The organism is Actinomycetota bacterium (genome assembly GCA_030650795.1).
GTDB lineage: Bacteria > Actinomycetota > Actinomycetes > S36-B12 > S36-B12 > UBA11398.
Genome location: JAUSDJ010000002.1, coordinates 69093 through 93688, shown reverse-complemented (window position 1 = coordinate 93688; position 24596 = coordinate 69093). Strand labels below are relative to the sequence as shown.

26 protein-coding genes are annotated in these 24596 nt (G+C 59.1%); 17 read left to right on the top strand and 9 right to left on the bottom strand.

What is annotated here, in order from left to right; genetic code table 11:
* The first annotated feature begins 47 nt into the window (after positions 1-47).
* Positions 48-1067: a M15 family metallopeptidase gene (locus Q7L55_00455; protein MDO8731040.1), complete on the top strand. Its 1020-nt coding sequence runs from the start codon at positions 48-50 to the stop codon at positions 1065-1067.
* Here the strand turns inward: Q7L55_00455 and Q7L55_00450 are convergent.
* The 3 genes from Q7L55_00450 to Q7L55_00440 are packed head-to-tail and all read right to left on the bottom strand — an operon-like array spanning position 1064 to position 3139.
* Positions 1064-2029, bottom strand: a complete 966-nt coding sequence (locus Q7L55_00450) for a CoA ester lyase (protein MDO8731039.1) — start codon at positions 2027-2029, stop codon at positions 1064-1066. The two genes, Q7L55_00455 and Q7L55_00450, sit on opposite strands and share 4 nt — an antisense overlap.
* A gap of 11 nt (positions 2030-2040) precedes the next feature.
* Positions 2041-2376, bottom strand: coding sequence for a heavy metal-binding domain-containing protein (locus tag Q7L55_00445; protein ID MDO8731038.1), 336 nt, complete (start codon positions 2374-2376; stop codon positions 2041-2043).
* Between the two features lie 49 nt (positions 2377-2425).
* The gene (locus Q7L55_00440; GenBank protein MDO8731037.1) at positions 2426-3139 is read right to left on the bottom strand and encodes an SDR family oxidoreductase; all 714 of its coding nucleotides are present in this window, start codon (positions 3137-3139) and stop codon (positions 2426-2428) included.
* Between the two features lie 68 nt (positions 3140-3207).
* On the opposite strand from Q7L55_00440, the gene Q7L55_00435 reads away from it, so the two are divergent.
* On the top strand, positions 3208-4290 hold the full coding sequence (locus tag Q7L55_00435; GenBank protein ID MDO8731036.1) for an ABC transporter substrate-binding protein: 1083 nt from the start codon (positions 3208-3210) through the stop codon (positions 4288-4290).
* A gap of 56 nt (positions 4291-4346) precedes the next feature.
* Here the strand turns inward: Q7L55_00435 and Q7L55_00430 are convergent, their stop codons facing one another.
* Both Q7L55_00430 and Q7L55_00425 read right to left on the bottom strand, forming a co-directional pair.
* Positions 4347-5720, bottom strand: coding sequence for a DEAD/DEAH box helicase (locus Q7L55_00430; GenBank protein ID MDO8731035.1), 1374 nt, complete (start codon positions 5718-5720; stop codon positions 4347-4349).
* Between the two features lie 225 nt (positions 5721-5945).
* On the bottom strand, positions 5946-6173 hold the full coding sequence (locus Q7L55_00425; GenBank protein ID MDO8731034.1) for a PLD nuclease N-terminal domain-containing protein: 228 nt from the start codon (positions 6171-6173) through the stop codon (positions 5946-5948).
* Between the two features lie 133 nt (positions 6174-6306).
* Between Q7L55_00425 and Q7L55_00420 the strand changes: the two genes are divergently transcribed.
* Both Q7L55_00420 and Q7L55_00415 read left to right on the top strand, forming a co-directional pair.
* The gene (locus tag Q7L55_00420; protein MDO8731033.1) at positions 6307-6966 is read left to right on the top strand and encodes an SDR family NAD(P)-dependent oxidoreductase; all 660 of its coding nucleotides are present in this window, start codon (positions 6307-6309) and stop codon (positions 6964-6966) included.
* 53 nt (positions 6967-7019) lie between these two features.
* Positions 7020-7739, top strand: a complete 720-nt coding sequence (locus Q7L55_00415; protein ID MDO8731032.1) for a gamma-glutamyl-gamma-aminobutyrate hydrolase family protein — start codon at positions 7020-7022, stop codon at positions 7737-7739.
* A 31-nt stretch (positions 7740-7770) separates the two neighbouring features.
* On the opposite strand, the gene Q7L55_00410 is transcribed toward Q7L55_00415, so the two are convergent.
* Positions 7771-8187 carry a VOC family protein gene (locus tag Q7L55_00410; protein ID MDO8731031.1) on the bottom strand — a complete coding sequence of 139 codons (417 nt, stop codon included), beginning with the start codon at positions 8185-8187 and terminating at the stop codon, positions 7771-7773.
* A gap of 155 nt (positions 8188-8342) precedes the next feature.
* Here Q7L55_00410 and Q7L55_00405 point away from each other — a divergent pair, with 155 nt between their 5' ends.
* The 5 genes from Q7L55_00405 (at position 8343) to Q7L55_00385 (ending at position 13083) form a co-directional block, all read left to right on the top strand.
* The gene (locus Q7L55_00405; GenBank protein MDO8731030.1) at positions 8343-9050 is read left to right on the top strand and encodes a PadR family transcriptional regulator; all 708 of its coding nucleotides are present in this window, start codon (positions 8343-8345) and stop codon (positions 9048-9050) included.
* 39 nt (positions 9051-9089) lie between these two features.
* Positions 9090-9827, top strand: coding sequence for a hypothetical protein (locus Q7L55_00400; protein ID MDO8731029.1), 738 nt, complete (start codon positions 9090-9092; stop codon positions 9825-9827).
* A gap of 36 nt (positions 9828-9863) precedes the next feature.
* A complete protein-coding gene (locus Q7L55_00395; protein MDO8731028.1) occupies positions 9864-10136 on the top strand; it encodes a DUF4031 domain-containing protein in 273 nt (90 codons plus the stop codon).
* Positions 10136-10936, top strand: a complete 801-nt coding sequence (locus Q7L55_00390; GenBank protein ID MDO8731027.1) for a hypothetical protein — start codon at positions 10136-10138, stop codon at positions 10934-10936. Before Q7L55_00395 ends, Q7L55_00390 begins: the two co-directional genes overlap by 1 nt.
* Positions 10937-11007: 71 nt before the next feature.
* Complete coding sequence (locus Q7L55_00385) at positions 11008-13083, top strand: hypothetical protein (GenBank protein MDO8731026.1); 2076 nt, start codon at positions 11008-11010, stop codon at positions 13081-13083.
* Positions 13084-13151: 68 nt separating this feature from the next.
* Here the strand turns inward: Q7L55_00385 and Q7L55_00380 are convergent, their stop codons facing one another.
* Positions 13152-13913, bottom strand: a complete 762-nt coding sequence (locus tag Q7L55_00380; GenBank protein MDO8731025.1) for a crotonase/enoyl-CoA hydratase family protein — start codon at positions 13911-13913, stop codon at positions 13152-13154.
* A gap of 330 nt (positions 13914-14243) precedes the next feature.
* Here Q7L55_00380 and Q7L55_00375 point away from each other — a divergent pair, with 330 nt between their 5' ends.
* On the top strand, positions 14244-16418 hold the full coding sequence (locus tag Q7L55_00375) for a glutamine synthetase III (protein ID MDO8731024.1): 2175 nt from the start codon (positions 14244-14246) through the stop codon (positions 16416-16418).
* Positions 16419-16432: 14 nt separating this feature from the next.
* Positions 16433-17095, top strand: coding sequence for a maleylpyruvate isomerase N-terminal domain-containing protein (locus Q7L55_00370; protein ID MDO8731023.1), 663 nt, complete (start codon positions 16433-16435; stop codon positions 17093-17095).
* On the opposite strand, the gene Q7L55_00365 is transcribed toward Q7L55_00370, so the two are convergent.
* Positions 17092-18018 (bottom strand): alpha/beta hydrolase, encoded by a 927-nt coding sequence (locus Q7L55_00365; GenBank protein ID MDO8731022.1) that lies wholly within the window; start codon positions 18016-18018, stop codon positions 17092-17094. The genes Q7L55_00370 and Q7L55_00365 overlap by 4 nt on opposite strands.
* 208 nt (positions 18019-18226) lie before the next feature.
* Here Q7L55_00365 and Q7L55_00360 point away from each other — a divergent pair, with 208 nt between their 5' ends.
* The 3 genes from Q7L55_00360 to Q7L55_00350 all read left to right on the top strand — a co-directional run bounded on the left by Q7L55_00360 (position 18227) and on the right by Q7L55_00350 (position 20874).
* Positions 18227-18970, top strand: a complete 744-nt coding sequence (locus Q7L55_00360; GenBank protein ID MDO8731021.1) for a lysophospholipid acyltransferase family protein — start codon at positions 18227-18229, stop codon at positions 18968-18970.
* Positions 18971-19128: 158 nt separating this feature from the next.
* A complete protein-coding gene (locus Q7L55_00355) occupies positions 19129-20109 on the top strand; it encodes an aldo/keto reductase (protein MDO8731020.1) in 981 nt (326 codons plus the stop codon).
* A 303-nt stretch (positions 20110-20412) separates the two neighbouring features.
* Positions 20413-20874 carry an SRPBCC family protein gene (locus Q7L55_00350; GenBank protein ID MDO8731019.1) on the top strand — a complete coding sequence of 154 codons (462 nt, stop codon included), beginning with the start codon at positions 20413-20415 and terminating at the stop codon, positions 20872-20874.
* On the opposite strand, the gene Q7L55_00345 is transcribed toward Q7L55_00350, so the two are convergent.
* Positions 20871-21467: a TetR/AcrR family transcriptional regulator gene (locus tag Q7L55_00345; protein ID MDO8731018.1), complete on the bottom strand. Its 597-nt coding sequence runs from the start codon at positions 21465-21467 to the stop codon at positions 20871-20873. The genes Q7L55_00350 and Q7L55_00345 overlap by 4 nt on opposite strands.
* A gap of 91 nt (positions 21468-21558) precedes the next feature.
* Here Q7L55_00345 and Q7L55_00340 point away from each other — a divergent pair, with 91 nt between their 5' ends.
* The 3 genes from Q7L55_00340 (at position 21559) to Q7L55_00330 (ending at position 24583) form a co-directional block, all read left to right on the top strand.
* Positions 21559-22530 carry an aldo/keto reductase gene (locus Q7L55_00340; GenBank protein ID MDO8731017.1) on the top strand — a complete coding sequence of 324 codons (972 nt, stop codon included), beginning with the start codon at positions 21559-21561 and terminating at the stop codon, positions 22528-22530.
* A gap of 13 nt (positions 22531-22543) precedes the next feature.
* Entirely contained in the window at positions 22544-23467 is a 924-nt protein-coding gene (locus Q7L55_00335; GenBank protein ID MDO8731016.1) for a zinc-binding alcohol dehydrogenase family protein, read from the top strand.
* Between the two features lie 81 nt (positions 23468-23548).
* On the top strand, positions 23549-24583 hold the full coding sequence (locus Q7L55_00330; protein MDO8731015.1) for an aldo/keto reductase: 1035 nt from the start codon (positions 23549-23551) through the stop codon (positions 24581-24583).
* Positions 24584-24596: the final 13 nt, after the last annotated feature.

Sequence of the window (24596 nt, the reverse complement as noted above, 5' to 3'; positions counted from 1 at the left end):
CAGGAGGCATTGGGGGCGACACTACGTTGAGGCAGGCATGCATTGCTTTGACCATCTCCACCGTTGCCCTCGCCTGCGCACTTTCCCCACTTCAAGCAGCCAGCGCCGACAACCTAGTTTCGGCAACGGCGCACTCGCTCACAGCGCGCATGGTGGGTACCGCTACTTCCGAACGACCATTTGAGTTGGAGGCTTTTGCCGATCCAAGCCTGCCCATGGGTGCTGGCGACCCGTCCTCAGCCTCATGGACAAATGCGAGCACCGGAGTCGTGTCAACAGTTGATGCAGTGGTTGGGGCAGACAACATCGCGCGTTTCCAGATTCTGGCTTGGCAAAGCGTGGCCATCACGGTTGCCTATGGCACTTCCACCACGCAGGTTGAGGTTGCGGTTGCTCCGGCACGCGCTCCAATCAAAGCTCCGGCCAATGCTCCATTGCAACTACTGGCGTACCGCATCAATTTGGACCCAGCGGCCGTTGGCGAAGGTGCAAACTCGAGCGTTGCAATGCTGAGCCAAGAGCGCCGAGCGTCAATGACGGGCAAGTCGTGGCATCGCGGTTGCATAGCGCTTTCCTCCCTGCGCGAGATCCAAGTAAATTACTGGGGAGTAGATGGGTACCGGCATCGAGGAATCCTCATCGCCAATGAAGCAGTCGTCTCGTCTATCCGTAAGGCATTCACCACCATGTACAACATCGGCTACCGCTTTCGCTCTATGCATCCGGTGGATGTATATGGCAAGAACCCGAAGGGCATCGGGGCAAGTGATTACGGATCGATGGCTGCTGGCAATACCTCCATGTTCAATTGCCGGTATCAAGTGGGCAAGGAACGCAGCCACCTATGGAGTCCGCATGCCACTGGCCGGGCCTTGGACATCAATCCATGGGAGAACCCCTATCTGGCCCGGGGTGGTGTGCTGCCGAATCGCTGGTGGTTTGACACTCGAGCGAGTTCACCCCTGGTCATTCGAGGCGGATCTCCCATCACCAAGATCCTGCGAGCCAACCATTGGAAGTGGGGCGCGCGGTTCAAGGACTATCAGCACTTCGACTACCGTGGCTAAAGCGGCACTTCAAAGGCTGTGCTGCGAACCAGACCAGCCGCCCGGCCCTTGGCCGAGATGACCAATGCCATCTTCCGCGAAGCCTCGTCGATCATCTCGTTGCCGAGCATCACGGCACCTCGTGAACCACCTGCAGCCGACGTGTAATAGTCGTAGGCATCCAGGATCAGTTCCGCATGGTCATAATCACTTTGCAGGGGCGAGAACAGCTCGTTGACGACATCGACTTGATCCGGATGCAGTACCCACTTGCCATCGAGCCCGAGAGCCGCCGAACGCGAAGCGACCCGACGCAAGCCTTCGGGATCCCTGATGGCGAGATACGGACCATCGATAGCGAGTTTGTCGTTCGCGCGCGCGGCCATCAGGATGCTCATCAGGATGTGGTGATAGGCATCACCGACGTCGTAGCCCGGCGGCTGCTCCCCCACCACGAGTGATTTCATGTTGATACTGGCCATGAAATCGGCAGGCCCAAAGATGATCGTCTCAAGCCGCGGACTGGAAGCAGCGATGGCATTGACGTTCACCAGCCCGAGCGCATTCTCGATCTGCACCTCAATGCCGATTGCGCCGGGCTGGAGCTCATTTGCCTTTTCAAGCTGGGTAATGAGCAGATCAAGGGCAATGACCTGCTCTGGAGTCTGCGCCTTGGGCAGCATGATGCAATCAATGTGAGCGCCTGCGCCGTCGATGACGGCAATGACATCGGCGTAGGTCCACTGACTTGTCCAGTCGTTGACGCGAACACTCAGGATCTTGTCGCCATAACCGCCGCCATTGAGGGCAGCAACGATGTTCTCGCGAGCATCCTGCTTGGCTAGCGGCGCGACTGCATCCTCAAGATCCATGAAAAGCGCGTCAACGGAAAGCCCCTTGGCCTTTTCCAACATCTTGGTGCTCGAGCCTGGAACTGCAAGAACTGAACGTCGACTTCGCGAGCGGCGATCACTGGATGACATGGTCCGAAAGTCTAGTTGCGCTTGGAAACCTTCACGCCGGTTCCGTAGGCGAGGATCTCGCTGAGTCCGTTTCCGACATCCGAGGAGTCGAAGCGAACACCCAGCACTGCATTTGCACCAAGTTCTTTTGCGTGGGCCATCAGTCTTTCGACTGCCTGCTCCCGTGCAGCGTTCACCACCTGTGTGTATTGCGGCACCTCGCCAGCAGCCAGGGAACGGAAAGCACCAGCGAATCCTTTCGCAAAGCCAACGCTTCGCACCAGCACGCCCCAGCACATACCTAAGTGCTCATCAACCTGATACCCGGGAATCTCGAATGTTGTGGACATCATCGCTTCATCAGTCATAGGCCAAGCCCATCACTTTCGCATTCAGTTGTCCACGCGCGATGCCTGATCAGCGGACAGTGAAGCCGCCATCCATGACCAATTCAGTTCCAGTTGAGTACGTTGCATCTGCAACGAGGTACAGCATCCCCTTGGCCATCTCTTCAGGCTGCCCCCATCGATTAATGATCTGGGCGTGCACTGGCCTGTCACCGGCCGTATTCATCGGAGTATCGATGGCACCAGGATGGATGGAGAACACTCGGATGTTGTCGGGCCCCAAATCCAAAGCTGCTGATTTGGTGAGTCCACGAACCCCCCACTTGCTTGCAACATAGGCGCTGATGCCCGCAGTTCCCACAAGTCCAGCAACCGATGAGGTGTTCACGATGACTCCCCCACCCGCTGCTTTCATCGACGCGGCCACAGCGCGCATGCCAAAGAAGGTCCCAGTGAGATTGACCGCGATCACGCGATCCCAGTCGGCAGTTGCCGCCGTCGCGATCGGAGTGGACGCGGCGATGCCAGCATTGTTGACGAGGATGTCGATGTTGCCCAAGGTGCTCATCACTTCGTCGACGACGGCTGTCCAGTTGTCCTCGTCAGAGACATCAAGATGAAGGTAGGTCGCGCCTATCTCATCTGCGAGGGCATTGCCAATGTCATCGGAGACATCACAAATCACCACCTTTGCGCCCTCATCGGTCAGCAAGCGGCAATGAGCCTCGCCAATTCCCATCGCTCCACCGGTAACTATTGCGATAAGTCCTTGAACCCTTGGCATAGCTGTGACCATACTGGCCAGCGGCCCTAGCGGGTCAGCTTTCCTTGACCCTTCACGAGAGGCATTCCATGGCACACGGACCCATTGAACCCTTCAAGATCGGCTTCTTGAACGAAGGACTGATGGAGGGCGATGCATTTGACCTCAGTCTTGGTAGAGCGATCCGACTTCGCTTTGAAGAGGCCTACGAGAGTGGATTGATTGATCGGCCGGTCGAGTTGGTTGTCGCCAACGGCTATGGGCTTCCGTCGGGCACGGCGAAGGCTGTCGAAGATGCTTGGATGGAACTCAAGAATGCTGGAGTCCTCGGGATCATGGGACCGGGCATCACAGATAACTGCATTGCAGTAAAGCCACTTTTCGAAGAATACAAAGTTGCCACAATCAACTTCCCAGGCACCGTTTTGTCGAGGGGTGAGTATGGATTCCACTACCAGTTGGGCGCGCTATATGAAGACGGGCCAATCTGCGCCCGGGCGATCGCTCGCAAGGGGCTAACTGAAGTTGCCGTCATCAGGGATCGCGGTCCCATCGGCCTTGAATTCTTCGAATACTTTGTCGATCAGTGCGAGATGAGCGGAATCTCCGTGATCAGCGATCAGGTCGTCTCGCCAATCGCCACTGATCTGACATCCCAGGTGGCCAAGGCGAAGGCTTCAAACCCGCAAGCCTTGGTCTATCTCGGCTTTGGCGGAATCCTCAGCGAGCTCTCTCAGGCAATCGCTGACGCAAACTTCACGGTGCCGCGCTTCACCTGCACTGCAGGATTGCATTGGTACAGCAAGACGCCCGAAGAACGCGTTGTGCTCAAGGGATGGACCTACGTCGACATGGTCGACGAGGAGAACCCAGTGATGCAGCACATGATGCGCGAGTTCAAATCGCGTTGGGACATGGACGGCTTCAATCCGATCTTCGGCGTCGGCTACGACATGGCAACACTCGCCGTTCTCGGATTGCACTACGCCCCGGTCTACACAGCCGAAGGTTTCAAGGAGGGGCTCGAAAAGATTCACCACATTCCTTCAGTGCTCGGCGCCAAGGGAACGGTGATGGGCTTTGGCCCCCATGAGCGCACCGCACTCAAGGGCCCCGACTACCTGCTCCTGCGAGAGATGGATCTCGAAAGCACCACTCGATACATGGGCTAAGCCAAAGTCCCCACCGAATTGCTTCGATGGGGACTTTGGTAGTTCTTCAGGTGCTATTAGCGGCTGCGAGATCCCTGCGGGCGACGATTTCCGTAGTTGTTGCTGCCACCTCGATTTGAAGATACTGGTCGGGGCTGCGAGGAGTTCGCCGGAACCTTGATTCCGGTCCAGCTTGCAGTGACGCCTGCCTTCTTCAGCAGCATTCGCACTTCAGCAACTTGATCCGGTGTGGCCACCGTGATGACTTCACCGGCAGCACCAGCGCGAGCGGTACGACCAGAGCGGTGGGTGTACGCCTTGTGTTCAATTGGCGGATCTGCGTGCACGACCAAGGGCACGTCATCAACGTGAATGCCCCGAGCAGCAATGTCAGTTGCGACAAGCACCTTCGCCGTGCCAGAACTGAATGCCAGCAGATTTCGCTCCCGGGCATTCTGCGAGAGATTGCCGTGCATCTCGACAGCGTTGATGCCGCCCGTCTCCAACTTTCGCGTGAGTTGCTTTGCGCGGCTCTTCGTGCGAGTGAACATCACGACACGGCCACGCTGAGCGAGCTCATGAATCGTTCCGGGACGGTCGGCTTCAGAGACGACGACCACGTGGTGATCCAGCAGAACCGGGGCTTCAACCTCTGCGGCATGTGACACCGGATTGTCGAGATAGCGCTTCACCAGGCTGTCGACTCCACCTGCAAGAGTCGCGCTGAATAGCAGACGCTGACCATTGCCATCAGTGGCGTCAAGAATCTTGCGGACGATCGGCAGGAAGCCCTGATCGGCCATGTGATCGGCCTCGTCGAGCACGGTGATCTCAACACGATCCAAAGTCACATCCTTGGCCTGCATGTGATCGAGCAATCGGCCTGGGCAAGCGACGACAATTTCAACACCCTGCGAAAACGCTGAGCGCTGGGGTCCGTGGCTGACTCCACCGAACACAGTGGTGACGCGCAGATCAACGGCTGCTGCGAGCGGCTCAATAACTGCGGCGACCTGAGTTGCCAGTTCCCGAGTGGGCACGAGCACGAGGGCACGCGGACGACCAGCTGCACGTGGCTTCGGGTTGGCAGCCAGAGTTGCAACGAGTGGCAGGGCAAAGGCAAGAGTCTTGCCTGAACCAGTGCGACCCTGACCAAGCACATCGCGGCTGGCGAGCGCATCGACCATCGTTGCCTGCTGAATTGGGAAGGGCTCAAAGATCCCCTGGCCGGCGAGTACCTGCGCCAGGATTTCCGGAACGCCAAGTGCAACGAATGGATTGTCGGCCGCGATCTCGACCAGCAAGGGCTTGGTGATGACGATTGGCTTGCCGGGGTTGTTGCCGCTACTTGATGCACCATTTGGGCGCGTTGCTGGGCGACGACGGGGGTTAGGGCGACTGTTTGATGGTCGCTGGGACGTGGGACGTGAAGCTTGGGTGGGGCGGGACATCGTTGAAACTCCTCTAGCGGGCATACGCGCCGCTGGATCAAGCATGCAGATCATGGGCTGCCGCGAAATTCAAGGAATCTCGATGTGTCTGTTTCGGCCTGTTGCCGAAGTGCACCCATCTGTCTGTTGCGCGTCCATGGTGACACGCGCCTTGCCCAGAGTCCAATTGGCTCGCCGCACTGACTCGTCGTACGAGGTGTCGTGCATCACAGGCAAACTCAACGGTCAGCGTTCGTCTTTCGCGAGTCGCCCAAGGCTGAGGTATGCAATTGGCCCAACAGGTTGGACGAAAACGCCCAACAACCACAGTGCTTTTGATCCGCGCACTTCAGACGATCTTCTCGACGCAAGATCGACAAGAGCAATCGATGTCAGTACGAGTTCTACTGCTGAGGCTGCCAGGATCACACGCTGCTGAGTGCGCGTGAAGTCAGCCCACTTCTTCTTTGCCATCATCCAAGCCTTCCCATGAAGTTGCACAATCGCAGACTGCTCGACCATCTTCGCGCATGAACGAATAGCCGTCCGCATTGATTCCTAGCCGCTATCTTCATCTGAAATCCGTCTGCCAAACCAGGAGGAAATCATGCCCGTGATCGCCATTGTCGGAGCCGGACCAGGGATGGGCGCCGCCATTGCGCGCCGATTCGGCCAAGAGGGCTTCCAGGTCGCGCTCCTGGCCCGAACCCAAGGCAAGCTCGACACCTTGACTGCAGAACTCCAGGCAGAAGGCATCCTGGCGCGTGGATTCGCAGCTGATGTACTCGATCGAGCATCGATCACTGCGGCTCTAAACGCCGTGGAATCGTCAATGGGCGCCATCGATGTCCTTGAGTTCTCGCCCGCCGACCCGACTCTTCCACGGCAATCTCCCACCGAGGTGACGGTCGAGGGCGCACAAGCCCAACTCGAATTCTATGTGCACGGTGCGATTGCAGCAGTGCAAGCAGTACTGCCGCAGATGCTCGAACGTGGCAGCGGCACCATCATCATGACGACCGGAGGTTCGTCAGTGTTCCCGAATGCGGTCTTCGGAAATATCGCGCTCGCGGCAGCCTCGCTTCGCAATTGGGCGCTCAGTTTGAATGCCGCGGGCAAGGACAAGGGAGTGCACGTTGTGCATATTGCAATCAACGCCTGGATCGGCAATCAGCCTGGTGCTGAGATCTCTGCAATCACGCCTCTGTATTGGCAGGCGTACAGCGACCCATCCATCAGCGAATTGGTATTTTCGCCGGAGGCCTAGCTCACCCGCATCAAGGGGTCAAGGGCAGAGACATCCAATGGCAGACTCGCCCAATGGTGCGACCTGTAATTGGGCTGACGAGCTATCTCGAACCCGCTATTTGGGGTGATTGGGAATCCAAGGCGGTACTCATCCACGACTGGTACGTGGATGTCCTGCACGAAGCAGGGGCTGAAGTGGTGATTCTTCCTCCTGAAAATTCTCCGACCGTTGTCGATCGCTGCGATGGCCTGGCGCTAGCTGGTGGGGCTGATGTCAGTCCGCTCCTCTACGGAGCTGAAGTTGATCCGACGACCGACGTTCCTCGCATCTCAAGGGACGAGAGTGAACTCTCGCTCTATCGGCGGGCTCGCGAACTCGGGATGCCAGTGCTAGGCATCTGCCGCGGGGTGCAGTTGATGGCAGTCGCGCACGGCGGATCGCTGATTCAGCACCTCCCTGCGCTCACGGATGTGAAACACCGCGAGGGAACTGAGCATTTCGTTGATCATCAGGCCAGTTTCGCCGAGGGCTCTCACACTGCTCGACTCTTGGGTGTAGGTCCACTGATCGTGAACTCATCGAATCATCAAGCCGTGGATTCCCCCGGCGATCTGACCATCACCGGATGGTCGCAGGACGGCACAGTCGAGGTGTGCGAAGACACCTCAGCCGAATTCTGCATCGGTGTGCAGTGGCACCCCGAGCACCCTGAGCGCCGTCTCGTGGACGCGCCCTTGATCAGGGCCTTCGTCGAATCAGCTTTGCGCTACAGCGGGATAGCAGACGGATAGCAGGTATATAGGCATCGACCGGACTTGAAGATCAGCCGTGCTCGGCGAGGATGTTGACCATCCAGTTGATGCCGAACTGGTCGACGAGCATCCCAAAGGTGTCACCCCATGGAGCAGTGGTCAACGGCTGCTCAATGCTTGCCCCCACTGCGAGCCCATCCCAGTAGGTGCGCAGAATATCTTCGTCCGGCCCACTCAAGGAAACCGAAAATGCACTGCCATGGGTCCCCTCGATGTGCATTGGCGCATCGGAACCCATGAGCACCAGTCCGCTGTCGCTGATGAGTTGGGAGTGCATGAGCTGATTGACCTCTGAAGGGTCGACCTCCATGCCAGCCTCGCTGTAAGTGCTCATCGTCAACTCTCCGCCGAAGATTGAGTGATAGAACTCCATCGCCGCACGAGCATTTCCTCGCCAGTTCAAATATGGATTCAGGGTGACGGCCATGGTGCCTCCAGCGAGTTGGGTGCCCTCATTCTTTCGGACAGTCGCTCGCACGAAAAGCCAACATTGGACGAATTCCTCCCGTTAGTTGACATCGATGTAGTCGCGATATATCGTTACTACATCGCGAACAGTCGCGAGAGAGAAAGTTGGACATTATGACTGAGGCTTATCCCCTCGAATTTGGCCCTTGGAACTCCCGTCGTGGAGCCGGCCAGCACAGCCGTAAGGCTCGCGCCATGTGGGCGCTGATGAACGCGCAAGCTGACGACAATTCGTCTGCACAAACCCCAGCGGCCGAACCGGCCCAAGATCGGGGTGGGCCGCAACGCGGCCATCGTCACGGCGGTCATCGCCGTGGATCAGATCGCCAAGACCCTTGGAACCCACGTGGCCGCGGACCTTGGGGTCCCTCGCGCGGACGTCGTCGCGAGCGCGGCGATGTGCGAGCAGCCATCCTGCTCCTGCTGGCCGAGCAGCCCCGTCACGGATACGAGATTCTCACCGAGCTCGCTGACCGCAGCGACGGACAGTGGCAGCCATCTCCAGGCTCCATCTACCCGGTACTCAAGCGACTTGCCCAAGACGGGCTTGTTGCTCCATCAAATCAAGATGGCAAGCGAGTATTCACGCTAACTGATGCTGGGCGAGCACTTGTTGCGGCAGAAGGCGAATCCTGGGGTGAGCCCTGGACCAACCCCTCCGAAGCCGATAACGACGGTGCCAGCGCATTGTGGAATGAGGGTCGCCAGCTGGGCGGCGCTGTGCAGCAAGTCAGTCAGCTCAACGACCCCGCACAGATCGCTGCAACGGCAGAAATCCTCGTCGAGGCGCGCAAGAAGATCTATCGCCTGCTCGCAGATTAAGTCTGAACAAGAGCAAGGCAAGGCAGCTAGCCTGATTGGATGCTGACCGAAACCTTGATTCAGGAAGCCTCGCCGATCATCAATCGCATCGGCGGGGCTTTCTATTTCACTCCCGAAACCCTCGGGCGCGGACGCGAGCTCGGACTCAACGGCTTGCAGTTCTATTTCATCGGGCGCGGCGGTGTGCTGGGAGATGTCGAATGGCCAGTAGTCGTCAGCGCCTTTGGCTACTTCTCCCCAACGATGGTCAACAAATTCTGGAACTCGGCTCAAGAAGTGCTGCCTCCACGGGAAGGCGGACGAGCGTTCCTTGAATGCTCCCGTGAGTTCGGACGGCTGCATCTGACTCAGATCGAAAGCCTTGACTCATTCTGCGCAGCGGCTGAACAGATCACGAAGGCCATTGATCCATTCAGCCTTCCGCTGTACGCAGCTGTGAGTTGTGAACCCTTCGCGGAGGATCTGCCTGCGCGCGCAATGCAATACCTGACCATCCTGCGCGAACATCGCGGCTCGGCCCACTTGCTCGCGCTCGTCGCGGTTGGCCTTGATCCGCGAGTGGCCGATGTGATCAACAGCGCCGAGAACTACAAGATTCATGGCTGGGCGCAAGCGGATTTGCCCGTGCCGACGCCGAAGGATCTGGATCTCATGTATCAAGCTCATCAACTCACCAACCAGCTCGTGAGCACTCCATTCTCAGTGCTCGACGATGAAGGCCAGCTGGCATTCATCACAGGCCTGCGGGCAATCGAAGAAGCTGTGCCGGCGAGTTGAGGCGGCGGCTACCCGCTGGCAATATCCTTGCGGTCTATGGCACTTTTGGTTGATCAGGCGCATTGGCACTGGCGTGAACGCATGTGGTGCCACCTGATCAGCGATACCTCGTTGAACGAGTTGCACGCATTCGCGGCCAGACTCGGCATTCCCGAGCGCGGATTCCAGGGCGATCACTACGACCTTCCGCACGATCTGCGTGCACAGGCGATCGAGCAAGGCGCACTCGAAGTCAGCAGCAAGGAAATTATCCTTGCACTGCGTACGTCCGGGCTGCGCCGACGCCCATCCCCCACTAGCCTGATTTGATGCAAACTGAAGCCCTCGTTAATGCCGCCTCCCCCATCATCGGACAGCTCGGTGGCACCTACTTCTTCACCGCAAGCACCTTGGCCCGTGGCAAGGAACTTGGGCTCGACGGTATGCGCTTCTACTTCTTGGGCCGTGGTGCACCGCTGGGCGATGTCGAGTGGCCGGTGGTGGTCAGTGCCTTCGGATTCTTCAATCCGAAGCTGATCGACAAGTTCTGGAACTCCGCACGCACAACCCTTTCCGCCAAGGATGCCGCTCCCATTTACCGCGAATGCACCGCGCAATTCGGTCGCGAGAACTTTGCATCGGTCCAAGGCATCGCGCAGTTTTGCGAAGCCGCTGAACTGATTGTCAGATCCGCTGATCCCGCAGGCTTGCCACTGTTTGCCGGCCAACTCTCGCTACCGCTGGCTGACGATCTTCCGGGTCGGGCTGCACAACTGGTGACGATCCTTCGCGAACACCGCGGCTCGGCACATGTCGCGGCAGTTATTGCTGTAGGACTCGAGCCACGAGTCTCCGCAGCCCTCGGGCCAGAGGCCAGCTGGAGATTCCACGGATGGACATTGGACGACGGACCTGAGCCAACTGATGCGGATCGACATCTTCGGATCCAGGCCGAAGAGCTCACCAATCGCGTTGTGAACAAGGCCTTCGCTGTCCTGACAGAGGCAGAGGGGGAAGCGCTGCTGGCTGGGCTGCGCGGCATGCAAGCGGCTATGCCAACCCAGGCTTGGGCGATGAAGGAAGCACCAGAGCAGTCACCGACTGCCAACTCGGACAAACTCCTAGCGTGATGTGACCTGCGCCACTACGGTCAGCGCCAGCCCGAGAGCCGAGCGTCGAAAATTCCGCAGAAGGTGCAGCCATGTCATCAATTGAAGTCGATTCCTATCGCGTCACCGATCCGTTCTTCGGTACGCCCATCATCGATATCGATGACGAGCGCGAACTGCCTACCCCCCATCGCTTCGTGCACGGCTACTTCGAGGGCACCAGCACCCGCTTTGCGATCGCCTTCCCGCCGGCCGACCTCTATCAGGGACGGCTGTATCAGCCACTTGAAGGCGCCAATGCGGGTCACGAGAATGTGAACACCGGTCCGCTAGGCCAGGTGACCGGCGGACTGCAGATGATCTTTCGGCTTGGCGGCTACGCCATCGAGTCCAATATGGGCCACATCGGCGATGTCATGGACCCCAAGGCAGGCGTTGACCCCACGCTGTATGGCTGGCGCGCAGCCGCGGAATCCGCACGCTTCTCAAAGTTCGTTGCCGCACAGATCTACGGATCAGAGCCGAAGTACTCCTATGTCTACGGCGGCAGTGGTGGTGCTCGCAGATCACCGTTGTGTCTTGCGTATGCCCCTGACGTGTGGGACGCCGCACTGCCCTTCATGGGCGATGCACAGGACGGCGACTACGGCGACCACGAGTTGCTGCGGGGTGCGACGCCGAACTTCTCTTGCATGTTCAATGTGCAGCGGATGCTGGGCAGCAAGCTGCTGGGCGTAATCGATGCCATGTGGCCCGGCGGCAGCGGTGATCCCTTCGCCGGATTGACGGTGGATGAGAAGGAGGAGCTTGCCAACCTCTACCGCATCGGCTTCCCGCGCGGCGATGAGTCCTTCATCCTGCAGCCGATGGGACAGATCTGGCTCTGGGCGTCGATGGCCAATCGTCTGCAGCAGGACTACCCCGCCTACTGGGAGAACTTCTGGACCAAGCCCGGACATGTGGGCTTTGATCGACCTGAGTTGGTCGCCGATGACCTCGTTGTCCTGGAGACAACCGTGAAGCGCGTGCTCTACGCGAAGGAACTCGCCGAGGATCCCACTTTGCAGATCCCTGAGTTGGCTCAACTTCGCTCACTGGCTGCACTGTTCGCCAGCATGAACAACATGGAGCACATTCCCATGGCACTGCAACTCGATGAGGCCCCAGATGGCTACCTCATGGGTGCTGGCATCGAACTCCTGAGCGGAGCCGCAGCCGGTCGTCGGCTGTATGTGATGAATGGAGCCGGCGACGTGTTGCTGGCCGACAGCGACGGCGAGGCCAGCAACAAGCGTTTCCGCGGAGTCGAGCCAGGTGATCGAGTCCGCATCGACAATCGCGCTTTCCTGGCCTACTGCTACTACTACCGGCACCATGTTCCAACTGATGCCGAGTACCAGTTCCTCACTGTTGACGGGCGACCGATCTACGACCAGTACGAACTGCCAACGATGTCGCCATTCATGGGCGTCAAGCACACCGGCCGAATAGAAGGCAAGCTGCTGTGGGTGCACCACACACACGACTCATCGCTCTGGCCGCCGCAAGGCATCGGCTTCAAGGCCAACATTGAGCGGGAGTACGGCAAGGAGATTGCCGACTCCAAATTCAAACTGCGCTGGTCAGAGAACGCCGAACACGTGCCGCCGGCAATGACTGCTCCCGGTCCTGGCCGAGCAAACAACACCTGGTTGATCGATTACCACCCGATCATCGAGCAATCACTTGTCGACCTGAAGCACTGGGTTGAAGATGGCATCGAGCCGGCTGACACTGCGTTCGAATACCGCGATGGAGCGATCATCCTGCCAGCGACCGCGGAGGAGCGCGGCGGCATTCAGCCAGTCGCGACAGTTACCGTCAATGGCTCAGCGGTGACGAATGTGCGCGTCGGCGAAGCGGTGAACTGCACCGTTGATGTGCACACTCCACCGAATGCCGGAACGATCATCGGCATACAATGGGACTTCGATGGACGCGGTTCTTTTCCGGTGCGCGAGACTCTCGACGGCTCACAAGCATCCGTGCAGAAGTCGACTTCACATGCATTCGACAAGCCAGGCACCTACTTCGTCAGTGCCCTTGTCGAATCGCATCGTGAAGGAGACGTCAATGCGACCTCGCGTCGCATTCCCAACCTCGCGGCCGCACGCGTGGTCGTCAGCTAAGTAGCTCGAAAAACAATTGGGGTCCGGGCTTCAAGCCCGGTTCCCAATTGTTCGTCTAATCGGATCGATCAGGTGGAGGTCCACTTCGGTGCGCGCTTCTCGCCGAAGGCAGTTGCGCCCTCCTTGGCATCGTTGGATGCAAAGACCGGGCCGGTGACCGTCTGCTGCCAGGCCATGAACTCCGGGTCGGTCCAGCTGGCGGCCTTGGCCAAGATTGCCTTGGTGGCCTTCAAGGCCAGCGGACCGTTCTGCGCAATCCGCTCGGCGATCTCGACGGCAGAGTCCAGTGCCTTGCCCGGCTCGGCGAGCACCGACACCAAGCCCCAGGCATTGGCCTGCTCGGCATCGATGATGTCGCCTGTGAGCGCGAGCAGCGAAGCTGCGGGGTAGCTCATCACGCGCGGGAGCCGGTAGAGGCCGCCGCCAGCTGCGACCAGGCCTCGCTTGACCTCGGGAATGCCGAACTTGGCCTCGCGGGAGGCAACGATGATGTCCGTGCACAGCGCCTGCTCGCATCCGCCGGCCAGGGCATAGCCCTCGACCGCCGCAATGATCGGCTTGGCAGGGGGCTGCTGGTTCAGACCCGGGTGCTCGCTGACCTTGTCGAAGGTCGATCCGGCTGCGAATTCGCGAAGATCCATGCCAGAGCAGAAGTTGCCACCAGCTCCAGTGAGCACAGCGACTGAGAGTTCGTTCGAGGTATCGAATTCGTAGAGGGCCTCGGCCATTTCGTACATCAATTCGCGGCTGAGCGCATTGCGTGCCTCGGGCCGGTTCATCGTCATGATGAACACCGCGCCACGCTTCTCGGTGAGTAGTACCTCGCTCATTGCTGCCTCCATGAATTGATTCGATGATCGGCGAGCAAGGTACTTGGATTGTGTTCTCAGCGCCCGGTCTTTCCCATAATTTCCGCGCCTAGAGCGCGAAGGCACCGAACCTGCCCCAGAGCCGCGATCGGAACCAGCATCGGGGCAACGCCAGTGAGTCCCTCACAGGAAGGGCCTCATGTCCGCCCATTCGGGCTGAATCATGAATGTCACCAGCACGTAACAAACCCTGCGATTACATCTCCTAGGCTCCATCCAATCCAGTTCCACGACCTCTAATAACCAAGCCCCGCGCTACCAGCGGTGCGCCGTGCCTGAAAGGGAACATTCATGAGTGGTAATGCCGTTCGTCTGCAAGCCATCAAGGACGTCGAAGCCTATGTGCCTCCTGCAGTGAGCTTTAGCGAGCTTGAAGCACCTGGCGAGATCTTCGGGATGAACGTCTTCAGCAAGTCGGTCATGCAGAAGCGACTGCCCAAGATCGTGTTCAAGTCCGTCACGGACACCATTGAAAACAGCGCACCTTTGGATCCCACAGTCGCTGACGCGGTCGCCTCAGCGATGAAGGACTGGGCACTGGAGAAGGGCGCCACCCACTACGCACACGTCTTCTACCCCCTCACCGGCTTCACAGCTGAGAAGCACGACAGCTTCTTCGAGCCTGTCGGCGATGGCACGGCCCTTGCCGAGTTTGCTGGCAAGACCCTGGTGCAGGGCGAGCCTGATGCGTCCAGCTTTCCCAACGGCGGCCTGCGCAACACCTTCGAGGCTCGCGGCTACACCGGCTGGGACGTCACCAGCCCGGCTTACATCCTGGAAAACCCCAACGGCAACACCCTGTGCATTCCGACGGTCTTCGTCTCGATGACCGGCGAGGCCCTGGATCACAAGACCCCTCTACTGCGCGCCCAGCAGGCCATGTCTGAGCAGGCCGATCGGGTGCTGAGGCTCTTTGGCCAGGATCCTGATCGGGTGGTGTCCTATTGCGGCGCCGAGCAGGAGTACTTCCTGGTGGATCGTCACTTCTTCCTGGCTCGCCCCGATCTGCTCAATGCAGGTCGCACCCTGTTCGGCTGCAAGCCTCCCAAGGGTCAGGAGTTCGATGACCACTACTTCGGTGCCATCCCTGAGCGTGTGCTCGGCTTCATGATGGACACCGAGCGTGAACTGTTCAAACTGGGCATCCCGGCCAAGACCCGCCACAACGAGGTTGCCCCCGGACAGTTTGAAATCGCGCCGATGTTCGAGCGCTCAAACCTCGCAGCTGACCATCAGCAGCAGTTGATGACCACCTTCAAGTCGGTCGCCGAGAAGCACGGCATGGCATGCCTGTTCCACGAGAAGCCCTTCGCGGGCGTCAACGGATCAGGCAAGCACATCAACTTCTCCCTGGGCAACAGCCGCCAGGGCAACCTGCTGCTGCCAGGCGACACCCCGCATGACAACGCGCAATTCCTGGTGTTCTGCGGCGCAGTCATTCGTGCGGTGCACAAATTCGGTGGCTTGCTTCGTGCTTCTGTGGCATCCGCCAGCAATGACCACCGTCTTGGTGCGAACGAGGCTCCGCCCGCGATCATCTCGATCTTCCTTGGCGATCAGCTCGCTGATGTGTACAAGCAGATCGCTGAAGGCGGCGCAACCTCCTCCAAGAGCAAGGGCCAGATTCGCATCGGCGTTGACACCTTGCCGGTGCTGCCAACCGATCCAGGTGACCGCAACCGCACCAGCCCTTTTGCCTTCACCGGCAACCGCTTCGAGTTCCGCGCACCTGGCTCATTGCAGTCAGTTGCTGGTCCGATGACGACCATCAACGCGATCCTGGCTGAGGCTTTGGACTTCATCGCAACGGACATCGAGGCATCACTGGCCTCGGGCGTGGAGTTCAACGACGCCATCCAGAGTGTGCTGCAGAAGATCATGAGCGAGCACGGATCGGTGGTCTTCAACGGCAATGGCTACGCCGACGACTGGCAGATCGAGGCGGCCGAGCGCGGCCTGCCAAACCTGCGCACCACTGTTGACGCCGTCCCTGAGCTCATCACGCCTGCAGCAGTCGAGCTCTTCGAGCACTACAAGGTGTTCAACGAGCGCGAGATGCACAGCCGCTTCGAGATCGCTCTGGAGCAGTACGTCCTGAGCATCAGCGTGGAGGCCAAGCTCACCCTCGAGATGGGCAACACGATGGTGCTTCCTGCTGCGATGCGGTACCAGACAGAGTTGGCGCTCAACGTCGGCGCACTTCTGGCCGCTGGGGTCGAGACTGACACCTCGACTCTGGTTCCGGTCTCCTCGGTGCTCAACGCACTGCGCTCAGCACTTGCTGAACTCAACGCCGTGCTTCATGCCGACCATGGTCACGACATCGAGGCCGAGGCGAAATACGCACTGGAGACTCTCCTGCCAGCAATCGCCACGGTGCGCACCGCCGCGGACTCCCTTGAAGGCATGGTCGCGGACGATCTGTGGCCGCTTCCTACCTACCAGGAGATGCTGCACATCCTGTAAATCGAGGTGAGCACATGTTCACAGCCCAGAGTGCGGAGGATCCAGTGTCAGTGGTCAGCCAGTATCTAGAGGTGGCCGGCATCATCAGAACCTTCCTGGCAACGAGCGAAGTTGCCAAGTACTGGGAGTACCCCAGCGAGCTGGAAGAATGGACCGTTGCCGGCTTGGCCGGACATCTCGCACGTCCGGTGCTCAACATTCCCACCATCCTCGCCGCCAAAGTGCCCAGCGAACTGCCGCTGAAATCTGCCGTGGAGTACTACTCCGCCATGCCAGCCAGTGCTCAGGAAATCAACTCGCAGGTGGCCATCGACATTCGCAAACGCGGAGTGGAATCAGCAGGCACTGGCGCTAAGGATCTGCTCAAGAGGTACGACTCTGCATTGAGCGAACTGTCCACGACTCTCCCCGAGCTCGCTGAGGATCACGAAGTGATTGCCCTTGGCGCACGAATGTTGCTGACCGAATACCTCATCACCCGCATGGTGGAAATGGTCGTTCATGCTGATGACCTCGCCGTCAGCATCGGCAAGGTCTCCCCCAAATTTCCGATGACTGCCTCAGACACCGTGGTCGCAACGCTCGCCTGCATCTCTGCACGCAGGAACAGCCTGACGGATGTCATTCGCGCACTCGCACGCGAAGAGCGCCCAATCCAACGACTCTCTGCCTTCTAGGAGATGTACTCCGTCAGGAGTGCAGCAAGTTCAGCCGGTCGATCGCTTTGCACGGAGTGGCCCGCGCCATCGACGATCTCAAAACGGAAGTCCTTTGCGCGACTCCTGAAATCAGCAACATGCTCGTCGGTGACAAACGCCGAAGCGCCACCGCGCACCAACATGATGGGGACTTCGATCTTGTTGACGTCTTCCCAAAGCGCCAAGAAATCGTCGTTCAGGAACTCGCTTGGGTCTTCGCCTTCGGGACGTTTCATCGAGTCATAACGCCAACCCCACTGGCCGTCCGCGAATTGCTGTGAGTTGTGCACGACCCCCCGCTCGATGAGAAGAGCCGGACGATTTGGTGCCAGGACTGTCGTCGCATCAATCATCGCTTGCGATGACTCATATCGATCAGGGCCTTGAGTAAGCGCAGTGGTCCCACGCTCTTCAAGAGTCATCTTCTTCATCTGTTCCATCTGACTTGGTGTGACATCAACAATCGCCACACGCGAAAACATCTCAGGACGGATCGCGGCCAGATGGATTGCAGTCAAGCCACCCATCGACATTCCAACGAGTGCAACATCTTTCAGGCCCATGCGATCAAGGACGATGGCGATACTCTCCGCGCCCGTGAAGGGCCAGTACTCCTTGTCCTCGCGCCAAGACGAGTGGCCGTGTCCTGGCAGATCGACGGCAACGAAGGGGCGATTCATCAGCAAACCGACGGCATCCCAGGTGTGTGCGTTCTGTCCGCCGCCGTGCAGCATCACGAGCTCTGGCTCTGCCTCCAGCCAGCGCAATGAGGAGATGCTCGACCCATCGGGCATCTCCCAGAACTCACGCGTCAGGATCGGCTCGGTCCACGGTGCACCGAGCAGTTCTGAGGTTTCCCTCAACAGATGCTTCTCGTTGTACGCCGTGCTGGATACAGCCATCTGACACTCCATGCGTGCACTGGTTCACCGGATTGGATCGATTCGTGGAGAGTATCCAGAAATGCCTTGACACACCTGACATTCACGAGCACGCCAATCACCGCAATATGCGGATATTTGTGATCTCCGTAAAGAGCGTCTCATGGGAAGGTGAGCGGGCGCAGACGGCGGTCGGCATGGATGTAATCCACTTGGGAGGAGGGCCCCGATGAGTAGGCGGAGCTTGTCTGCTCGGGGGTCGGAGATTCGTGAGCATTGGACTCTACGAACCGTCCCGATGTTTGCATCGGGTGCGGTGGCTACCGCCGGCGCCATCATCGCCACCTTGGGAGTTCGAGCCGGCACTCGCAAATCGCACTTGCTCGAGCCGATCTTGCGCACTTGGGCACGCGCCTGGTTGGTCCCGGCGGGAGTAAGACTCCAAGTGGATGGTCAAGAGCATGTCGTGGCCGGACATCGTTATGTGGTCGTGTCGAATCATCAATCGAACCTGGACCCAATGGCGCATCTTGCCGGGCTGAGGCTCCCCCTCCGCTTCCTAGCGATGCGAGAGCTGTTCGACCTTCCGGGGATGAGCGGTGCCCTGCGAAGAATTGGCATTATCGAGGTCGACCGAGAAAACCCTGACAGCGGGATGATCATGCGCGGGGTGAGCCTCGCGCTGACGGACGGAGCCAGCGTGTTGGTGTACCCGGAAGGACAGACTTCACACGACGGCGGCTTGAATCAGTTTCACATCGGCGCCTTTGTTCTTGCCATCGAGCACGGTGTGCCAATTCTGCCGATCACGGTCATTGGAACCCGGGAAGTATGGGCTCCCGGCAGCAATGCGATTCACAGCGGATTGGTACGACTGGTTATCCACGAGCCCATCGACACTCAAGGCTTGAACCGCCGCGCAGCGATTGGTCTGCGAGACAAGGCACGCTCGGCAATCGCCACATCTCTTTGAGCTTGCGTTACCCACATCGTTCTTGCGACCGAACTGTTGTAGCCCACCGCACTCATTATTCGAACTCGAGCCTCTCGGCCTGAGCATGTTGATAGTGTCAACATGACGAACTCTTATCGCATCCCATGCAATTCACCACCAGAAAATCGAGGAGCGCAATGAAGTACACCCATCTGGGCCACACAGGTCTGAGCGTCAGCAAGCTCTGCCTTGGCACCATGAACTTCGGTCCTGAGACCAGCGAGCCGGACTCCTTCGAAATCATGGATCACGCCCACTCGCTCGGCATCAACTTCTTCGACACGGCCAATGCCTATGGCGGTCCGGGCAACATGGGCGGAACCGAAACGATCCTCGGCAACTGGTTCGCCACCGGTGGCGGACGTCGCGAGAAGACCGTCATCGCAACCAAGCTCTACGCTTCGTTCAGCGACTGGCCCAATGACGGCAAGCTCTCGGCATTGAACATCCGGCGCGCGTGCGATGCCTCGTTGAAGCGCATGCAAACTGACTACATCGACATTTACCAAATGCATCACGTTGATCGCCGCACTCCATGGGATGAAATTTGGGAAGCGATGGAGGTGCTGCGCAATCAAGGCAAGATCATCTACGTCGGCTCATCGAACTTTGCTGGCTGGCACATCGCCCAAGCACAAGAGGCTGCTCGTCGTCGCAACTTCCTTGGTCTGGCCAGCGAGCAATCGATCTACAACCTGCTCGAGCGCACGGTTGAACTCGAGGTGCTCCCGGCCTCGCAGTTCTATGGGCTCGGCGTCATCCCCTGGTCACCACTGCAGGGTGGATTGCTCGGCGGCATCATCAAGAAGCTCGAATCCGGCGACGTGGGCCGCAGCAAGGTGCAGCGCACCAACGAACGACTCGAAGCACTGCGTCCGCAGATTCAGGCTTGGGAGGATTTCTGCGCCAAGCGTGACGAGGACCCAGCTGACACCGCGCTTGCCTGGTTGCTCCATAACCCAGCAGTGACGGCACCGATCATCGGGCCACGCACTCTTGCGCAACTCGATGGCTCGCTTCGCGCACTCGACATCAAGCTCGATGCCGATGCGATGAAGGAGCTCGACCTGCTCTTTCCGGGACCAGGTGGAACCGCGCCGGAGGCTTACGCCTGGTAGCTCTGCATAACTGGTGCCGCAACTGCTTTCAAGTTGCAAACTCAAGCCGTTGCGGCGCCAACGATCGCCTTGTCTGGATAGAGCGATACCGATATCTGTGGTTCAGTTCGCCGAGCAAAGTCTAAACGCGAGGACCTACTTAGAACTTGCGACAAGTTTGCATTTGCACATTCCATCGTGCACAACGGAATTCCTCTTGTCTGTTTTCGCCCAAAGCGTATTGTCTGAAAATTAAGTTGTGCACAATGGATTTGCGCTACCTTAACGTCACACCACGTCACCCCACACCACGATTGGATCAGCATGACTGAAGAGACTGTCGTCCACTATCGCGTCTCATGCGTGATCCCAGCGAGCGCCGAACTGGTGTTCGCCGTCCTGGCAGACCCCACCCGCCACCGAGATTTCGATGGTTCGGGCGCCGTCCGCGACTCAATCGACACCGCCCCACTGACAGCTGAGGGCCAGACCTTCGAGATGAACATGTACAACGAACGAGTAGGCGACTATGTCGTCCGCAATCATGTTCGGGCGCTGAAACCCAATGAGGAGATCTCATGGCTTCCCTCTTCCGGCGGCCGCCCAGCAGCTGGTCATTGGTGGGGATACGACGTCACCGCGATCGACGACAACTCTTGCGAAGTCGGCTTGAACTATGACTGGGCCGATGTGACAGACCCAAGGATGATGGCCTTCTTCCCACGTTCTAACCAGGATCAGATGCAGGAAAGTTTGACTCAGCTGCAGGCCTTGTTCGCAAGTTAACTGAGCTTGCTTGCGGTATTGACCATCAGTCGCTCGATGCCCTCAGCGACTGCATCATCGAGATCGACATCAGGAATGAAGCCACCGATCGCCAAGGCGGCGATGCCCTGCAACTGCGCCCACACCGAACGCGCCAATTGACCCGAAGAAACCGCGAGATCGCCTTTGCGTCGCGCATCGATGAGCAGGTCAATCGAGCTCGGCCCGATCATTCCCTTAGGCGTGGGTGGTCGACGTCCAGAAGTCTTGTAGGCGAACATCAATTCAATGAGCGCTGGATTTGCGATGGCGAAGCGCGCATAGCGGATGCCGCGCGCGATCAAGTGGGCCTGAAGATCCTCGCCGGCCACTGTCTCGTCGGCCAGCCGCAATTCCTGGTCGACTCGACTCCAGCCGACCTCGGCTACCGCATCGAGCAACTCCTGCTTGTCGGCAAAATGCCGACGTGGTGCAGCGTGGCTGACGCCGAGTTCGCGCGCCAGACCGCGAAGGGAGATGTCGGCAGCCCCGCCCTCACGCAGCGACTCCTCTGCGGCATCGAGCAGCGCGCTGCGCAGATCACCGTGGTGATAGGGCGTAGCGGCGCTGGACACGCGCTCACTGTACCGGCGAGCAATCAAGGTTGACTCGTGATGTTGACAGCGACTACTTTCGAGTCACCACAAATGAAGGGTCCTGCCTACCGTGCAATTCGCCAAACTTGGTCGCTCCGGTCTGTCCGTCTCCCGCATCGCTCTTGGCGCCATGAGTTTCGGTGTCCCAGATCGAGGCACACACCAGTGGAGTCTGAACGAGGAAGCCAGCCGCCCGCTCATCAAGCAGGCCCTCGAGCTCGGCATCAATTTCTTTGACACGGCCAACGTCTACTCAGACGGCACCAGCGAGGAAATCCTGGGCCGCGCCCTGGCCGATTACATCCCACGCGAAGAAGTCGTCATCGCGACCAAGGTCAACGGGCCAATGCGCAAGGGCGCGAACGCCCAAGGCCTTTCGCGCAAGTCGATCATGACCGAGATCGATGCGAGCTTGAAGCGCCTTGGCACCGACTACGTCGATCTCTACCAAATCCACCGCTTCGATCACCGAACGCCGATCGAAGAGACGATGGAGGCGCTGCACGATGTCGTGAAGTCCGGCAAGGCCCTCTACATCGGCGCATCATCAATGTGGGCCTGGCAGTTCTCCAAGGCGCAGTACCTCGCAGATGTGCATCACCTGACTCGCTTCACGTCAATGCAAAATCACTACAACCTGCTGCAGCGTGAAGAGGAGCGCGAGATGCTCCCGCTGTGTGCTGATCAAGGAGTCGGCGTGATCCCGTGGAGCCCGCTAGCGCGCGGCCGCTTGACGCGAGACTGGTCGACTACCAGCGCCAGAAGCGAGACCGACGAGTTCGGCAAGAGTCTGTATCTCGATGAAGATCAGGTCATCGTCGAGCGTGTTGCCGAAGTCGCCGAAAGGCATGGTGTTCCGCGGGCGCAAGTCGCACTTGCGTGGGTGCTGTCCAAGCCAGGAGTCGTCGCACCAATCGTCGGTGTCACCAAAGAGCATCACCTCACCGATGCCGTGGAGTCACTCAAGGTGAAGTTGAGCCCGGAGGACATCGCGTCCCTCGAGGCTCCATACAAGCCGCATCCCGTCGTTGGTTTCCAATAGCTAAAGGACAGCCATGAAAGCCTTCCAACTTGGCGAGCTGGGCGCGACTCCATCTGTAGTCGAACTCCCGACTCCCACACCTGTAGAGCCCGGTGAAATCCTGGTCACAGTCGTTGCCGCCGGACTCAATCCGGTCGACACTCTGCTCTCCATAGCGGCCAATGACCGCGGACCGCATCCGCGGGTGCTCGGCCTTGAAGGCGCGGTCTCGCTGAACGATCGGGCCTACTACATCGAGCGCGCCGTGCAGCCCAATGGAACCTTGGCTGAATGGACCATCGCGAAGGAGGCAGATCTCATCGCGCTGCCGGCGGATCTGGATCCAACTTCAGCGGTTCCGCTGGGCATTGCCGGCCTAGCTGGCTGGGTGCCAATGGAGACGACAGTCGCATTGCAAAAGGGTGAGACCGTGGTGGTGCTCGGCGCAACCGGCGCCGTCGGACAAGCTGCGGTCAAAGCAGCCAGCTATCTCGGTGCTGGGCGCATCGTGGCAGTCGGAAGAAATGAAGCCTTGCTCAAGCGACTGCTGACTCGTGGCGCCGACGCATACGTCGTGCTTGACGGCGAGAACGATGCCGCCGCGATCAAGGACGCCACCAACGGTGGTTCGGACGTCATCTTTGACGCGATCTACGGTGCCCCATTCGCAGCTGCGCTGCGAAGCGCCAAGGATGGCGCTCGCACCGTGACGGTCGGCGGAATGGCTGGCGGTCTTGCTCCATTGCCCTCCCGATCACTCATCGGAAAGACCTTCCACGGCTACTCGAACATGACTACGCCAAGTGAGGTCAAGACAAAGGCCTTCACCACAATGGCAAGGCTCACAGCATCGGGTGAGTTCGTCATCGAGCACGAAGTCGTCTCCTTCGATGACATCGAACTCGAGTGGCAACGTCAGGTCGACGGCCCTGGAGTCAAACTGATTGTTGCCATCTAACGCCAGTCCACTAGCTGTTCGTCATCAACGCTCGCACTTCAATGTTTCGCACGATTCACCAACTATGAGAGGTACCACCACATGACTACACGTGCACTTGGCGCCACCGGCGTCTATGTCTCACCGCTTTGCCTGGGCACAATGATGTTCGGCCGTTGGGGCGAGCCCGATCACGACACTTGCGTCTCGATCATCCACAAGGCACTGGACGGTGGCATCAACTTCATCGACACCGCTGACATGTACTCCTTCGGCGAATCAGAAACCATTGTCGGCAAGGCACTGATCGGCAAGCGCGATGACGTGGTGCTGGCCACCAAATTCCACAATCCGATGCACCGCACCGATCTCTTGCAGCGCGGCAACTCGCGACGCTGGATCATCAAGGAGGTCGAGGCATCCCTCAAGCGCCTGCAGACCGACTGGATCGATCTCTACCAGGTGCACCGCCCCGAGCCAGGCACCGATTTTGAAGAGACTCTTCGCGCTCTGGATGACCTCGTGCACCAAGGCAAGATCCGCTACATCGGCACCTCGACCTACCCCGCAACCGAGATCGTCGAGGGCCAGTGGTTGGCAGATCGCAAGAACCTCAATCGCGTGGTCGCCGAGCAGCCCCCATACTCGATCTTCGTTCGCGCCATTGAGAAGGACGTCCTGCCCACCGCCCAGAAGTACGGCATGGGCACATTGACCTGGAGCCCGCTCGCTAGTGGCTGGCTCAGCGGTCGCTACCGCCTCGAAGGCTCCACCGACTCAACCAGTGCCGGCATTCGCAAATCGACCGGAGACCTGGATCCAGCACTTCCGGAAAACCGAGCCAAGCTCATCGCAGCTGACGCCCTCGGCAAGCTTGCAGCTGAAGTAGGCATCACCTTGCCGCAACTTGCGATTGCTTTCGTGCTTGAGCATCCGGGCGTGACCTCAGCAATCATCGGTCCACGCACGATGGAACAGCTGGTCACTCAGCTCGGTGCAGACGAGATCCAGTTGAGCCAGGAGGTGCTCGATCGCATTGACCAGATCGTGGCGCCAGGGGAAATCCTGGACGGGATGTACTCAGGCTGGGCGCTGCCGGCAATGACCCCAGCCGGCCGCCGCCGCAGCCTGGCCTAGACAGATAACGAAC

Coding starts and splice junctions, on each gene's coding strand:
- Q7L55_00415 (MDO8731032.1), top strand. CDS start 7,020: ATGGTGCGACCTGTAATTGGGCTGACGAGCTATCTCGAACCCGCTATT.
- Q7L55_00380 (MDO8731025.1), bottom strand. CDS start 13,913: ATGAGCGAGGTACTACTCACCGAGAAGCGTGGCGCGGTGTTCATCATG.
- Q7L55_00365 (MDO8731022.1), bottom strand. CDS start 18,018: ATGGCTGTATCCAGCACGGCGTACAACGAGAAGCATCTGTTGAGGGAA.
- Q7L55_00425 (MDO8731034.1), bottom strand. CDS start 6,173: ATGGCAAAGAAGAAGTGGGCTGACTTCACGCGCACTCAGCAGCGTGTG.
- Q7L55_00430 (MDO8731035.1), bottom strand. CDS start 5,720: ATGTCCCGCCCCACCCAAGCTTCACGTCCCACGTCCCAGCGACCATCA.
- Q7L55_00355 (MDO8731020.1), top strand. CDS start 19,129: ATGAAGTACACCCATCTGGGCCACACAGGTCTGAGCGTCAGCAAGCTC.
- Q7L55_00445 (MDO8731038.1), bottom strand. CDS start 2,376: ATGACTGATGAAGCGATGATGTCCACAACATTCGAGATTCCCGGGTAT.
- Q7L55_00335 (MDO8731016.1), top strand. CDS start 22,544: ATGAAAGCCTTCCAACTTGGCGAGCTGGGCGCGACTCCATCTGTAGTC.
- Q7L55_00350 (MDO8731019.1), top strand. CDS start 20,413: ATGACTGAAGAGACTGTCGTCCACTATCGCGTCTCATGCGTGATCCCA.
- Q7L55_00435 (MDO8731036.1), top strand. CDS start 3,208: ATGGCACACGGACCCATTGAACCCTTCAAGATCGGCTTCTTGAACGAA.
- Q7L55_00360 (MDO8731021.1), top strand. CDS start 18,227: ATGAGTAGGCGGAGCTTGTCTGCTCGGGGGTCGGAGATTCGTGAGCAT.
- Q7L55_00330 (MDO8731015.1), top strand. CDS start 23,549: ATGACTACACGTGCACTTGGCGCCACCGGCGTCTATGTCTCACCGCTT.
- Q7L55_00410 (MDO8731031.1), bottom strand. CDS start 8,187: ATGGCCGTCACCCTGAATCCATATTTGAACTGGCGAGGAAATGCTCGT.
- Q7L55_00385 (MDO8731026.1), top strand. CDS start 11,008: ATGTCATCAATTGAAGTCGATTCCTATCGCGTCACCGATCCGTTCTTC.
- Q7L55_00420 (MDO8731033.1), top strand. CDS start 6,307: ATGCCCGTGATCGCCATTGTCGGAGCCGGACCAGGGATGGGCGCCGCC.
- Q7L55_00370 (MDO8731023.1), top strand. CDS start 16,433: ATGTTCACAGCCCAGAGTGCGGAGGATCCAGTGTCAGTGGTCAGCCAG.
- Q7L55_00440 (MDO8731037.1), bottom strand. CDS start 3,139: ATGCCAAGGGTTCAAGGACTTATCGCAATAGTTACCGGTGGAGCGATG.
- Q7L55_00375 (MDO8731024.1), top strand. CDS start 14,244: ATGAGTGGTAATGCCGTTCGTCTGCAAGCCATCAAGGACGTCGAAGCC.
- Q7L55_00390 (MDO8731027.1), top strand. CDS start 10,136: ATGCAAACTGAAGCCCTCGTTAATGCCGCCTCCCCCATCATCGGACAG.
- Q7L55_00395 (MDO8731028.1), top strand. CDS start 9,864: ATGGCACTTTTGGTTGATCAGGCGCATTGGCACTGGCGTGAACGCATG.
- Q7L55_00450 (MDO8731039.1), bottom strand. CDS start 2,029: ATGTCATCCAGTGATCGCCGCTCGCGAAGTCGACGTTCAGTTCTTGCA.
- Q7L55_00405 (MDO8731030.1), top strand. CDS start 8,343: ATGACTGAGGCTTATCCCCTCGAATTTGGCCCTTGGAACTCCCGTCGT.
- Q7L55_00400 (MDO8731029.1), top strand. CDS start 9,090: ATGCTGACCGAAACCTTGATTCAGGAAGCCTCGCCGATCATCAATCGC.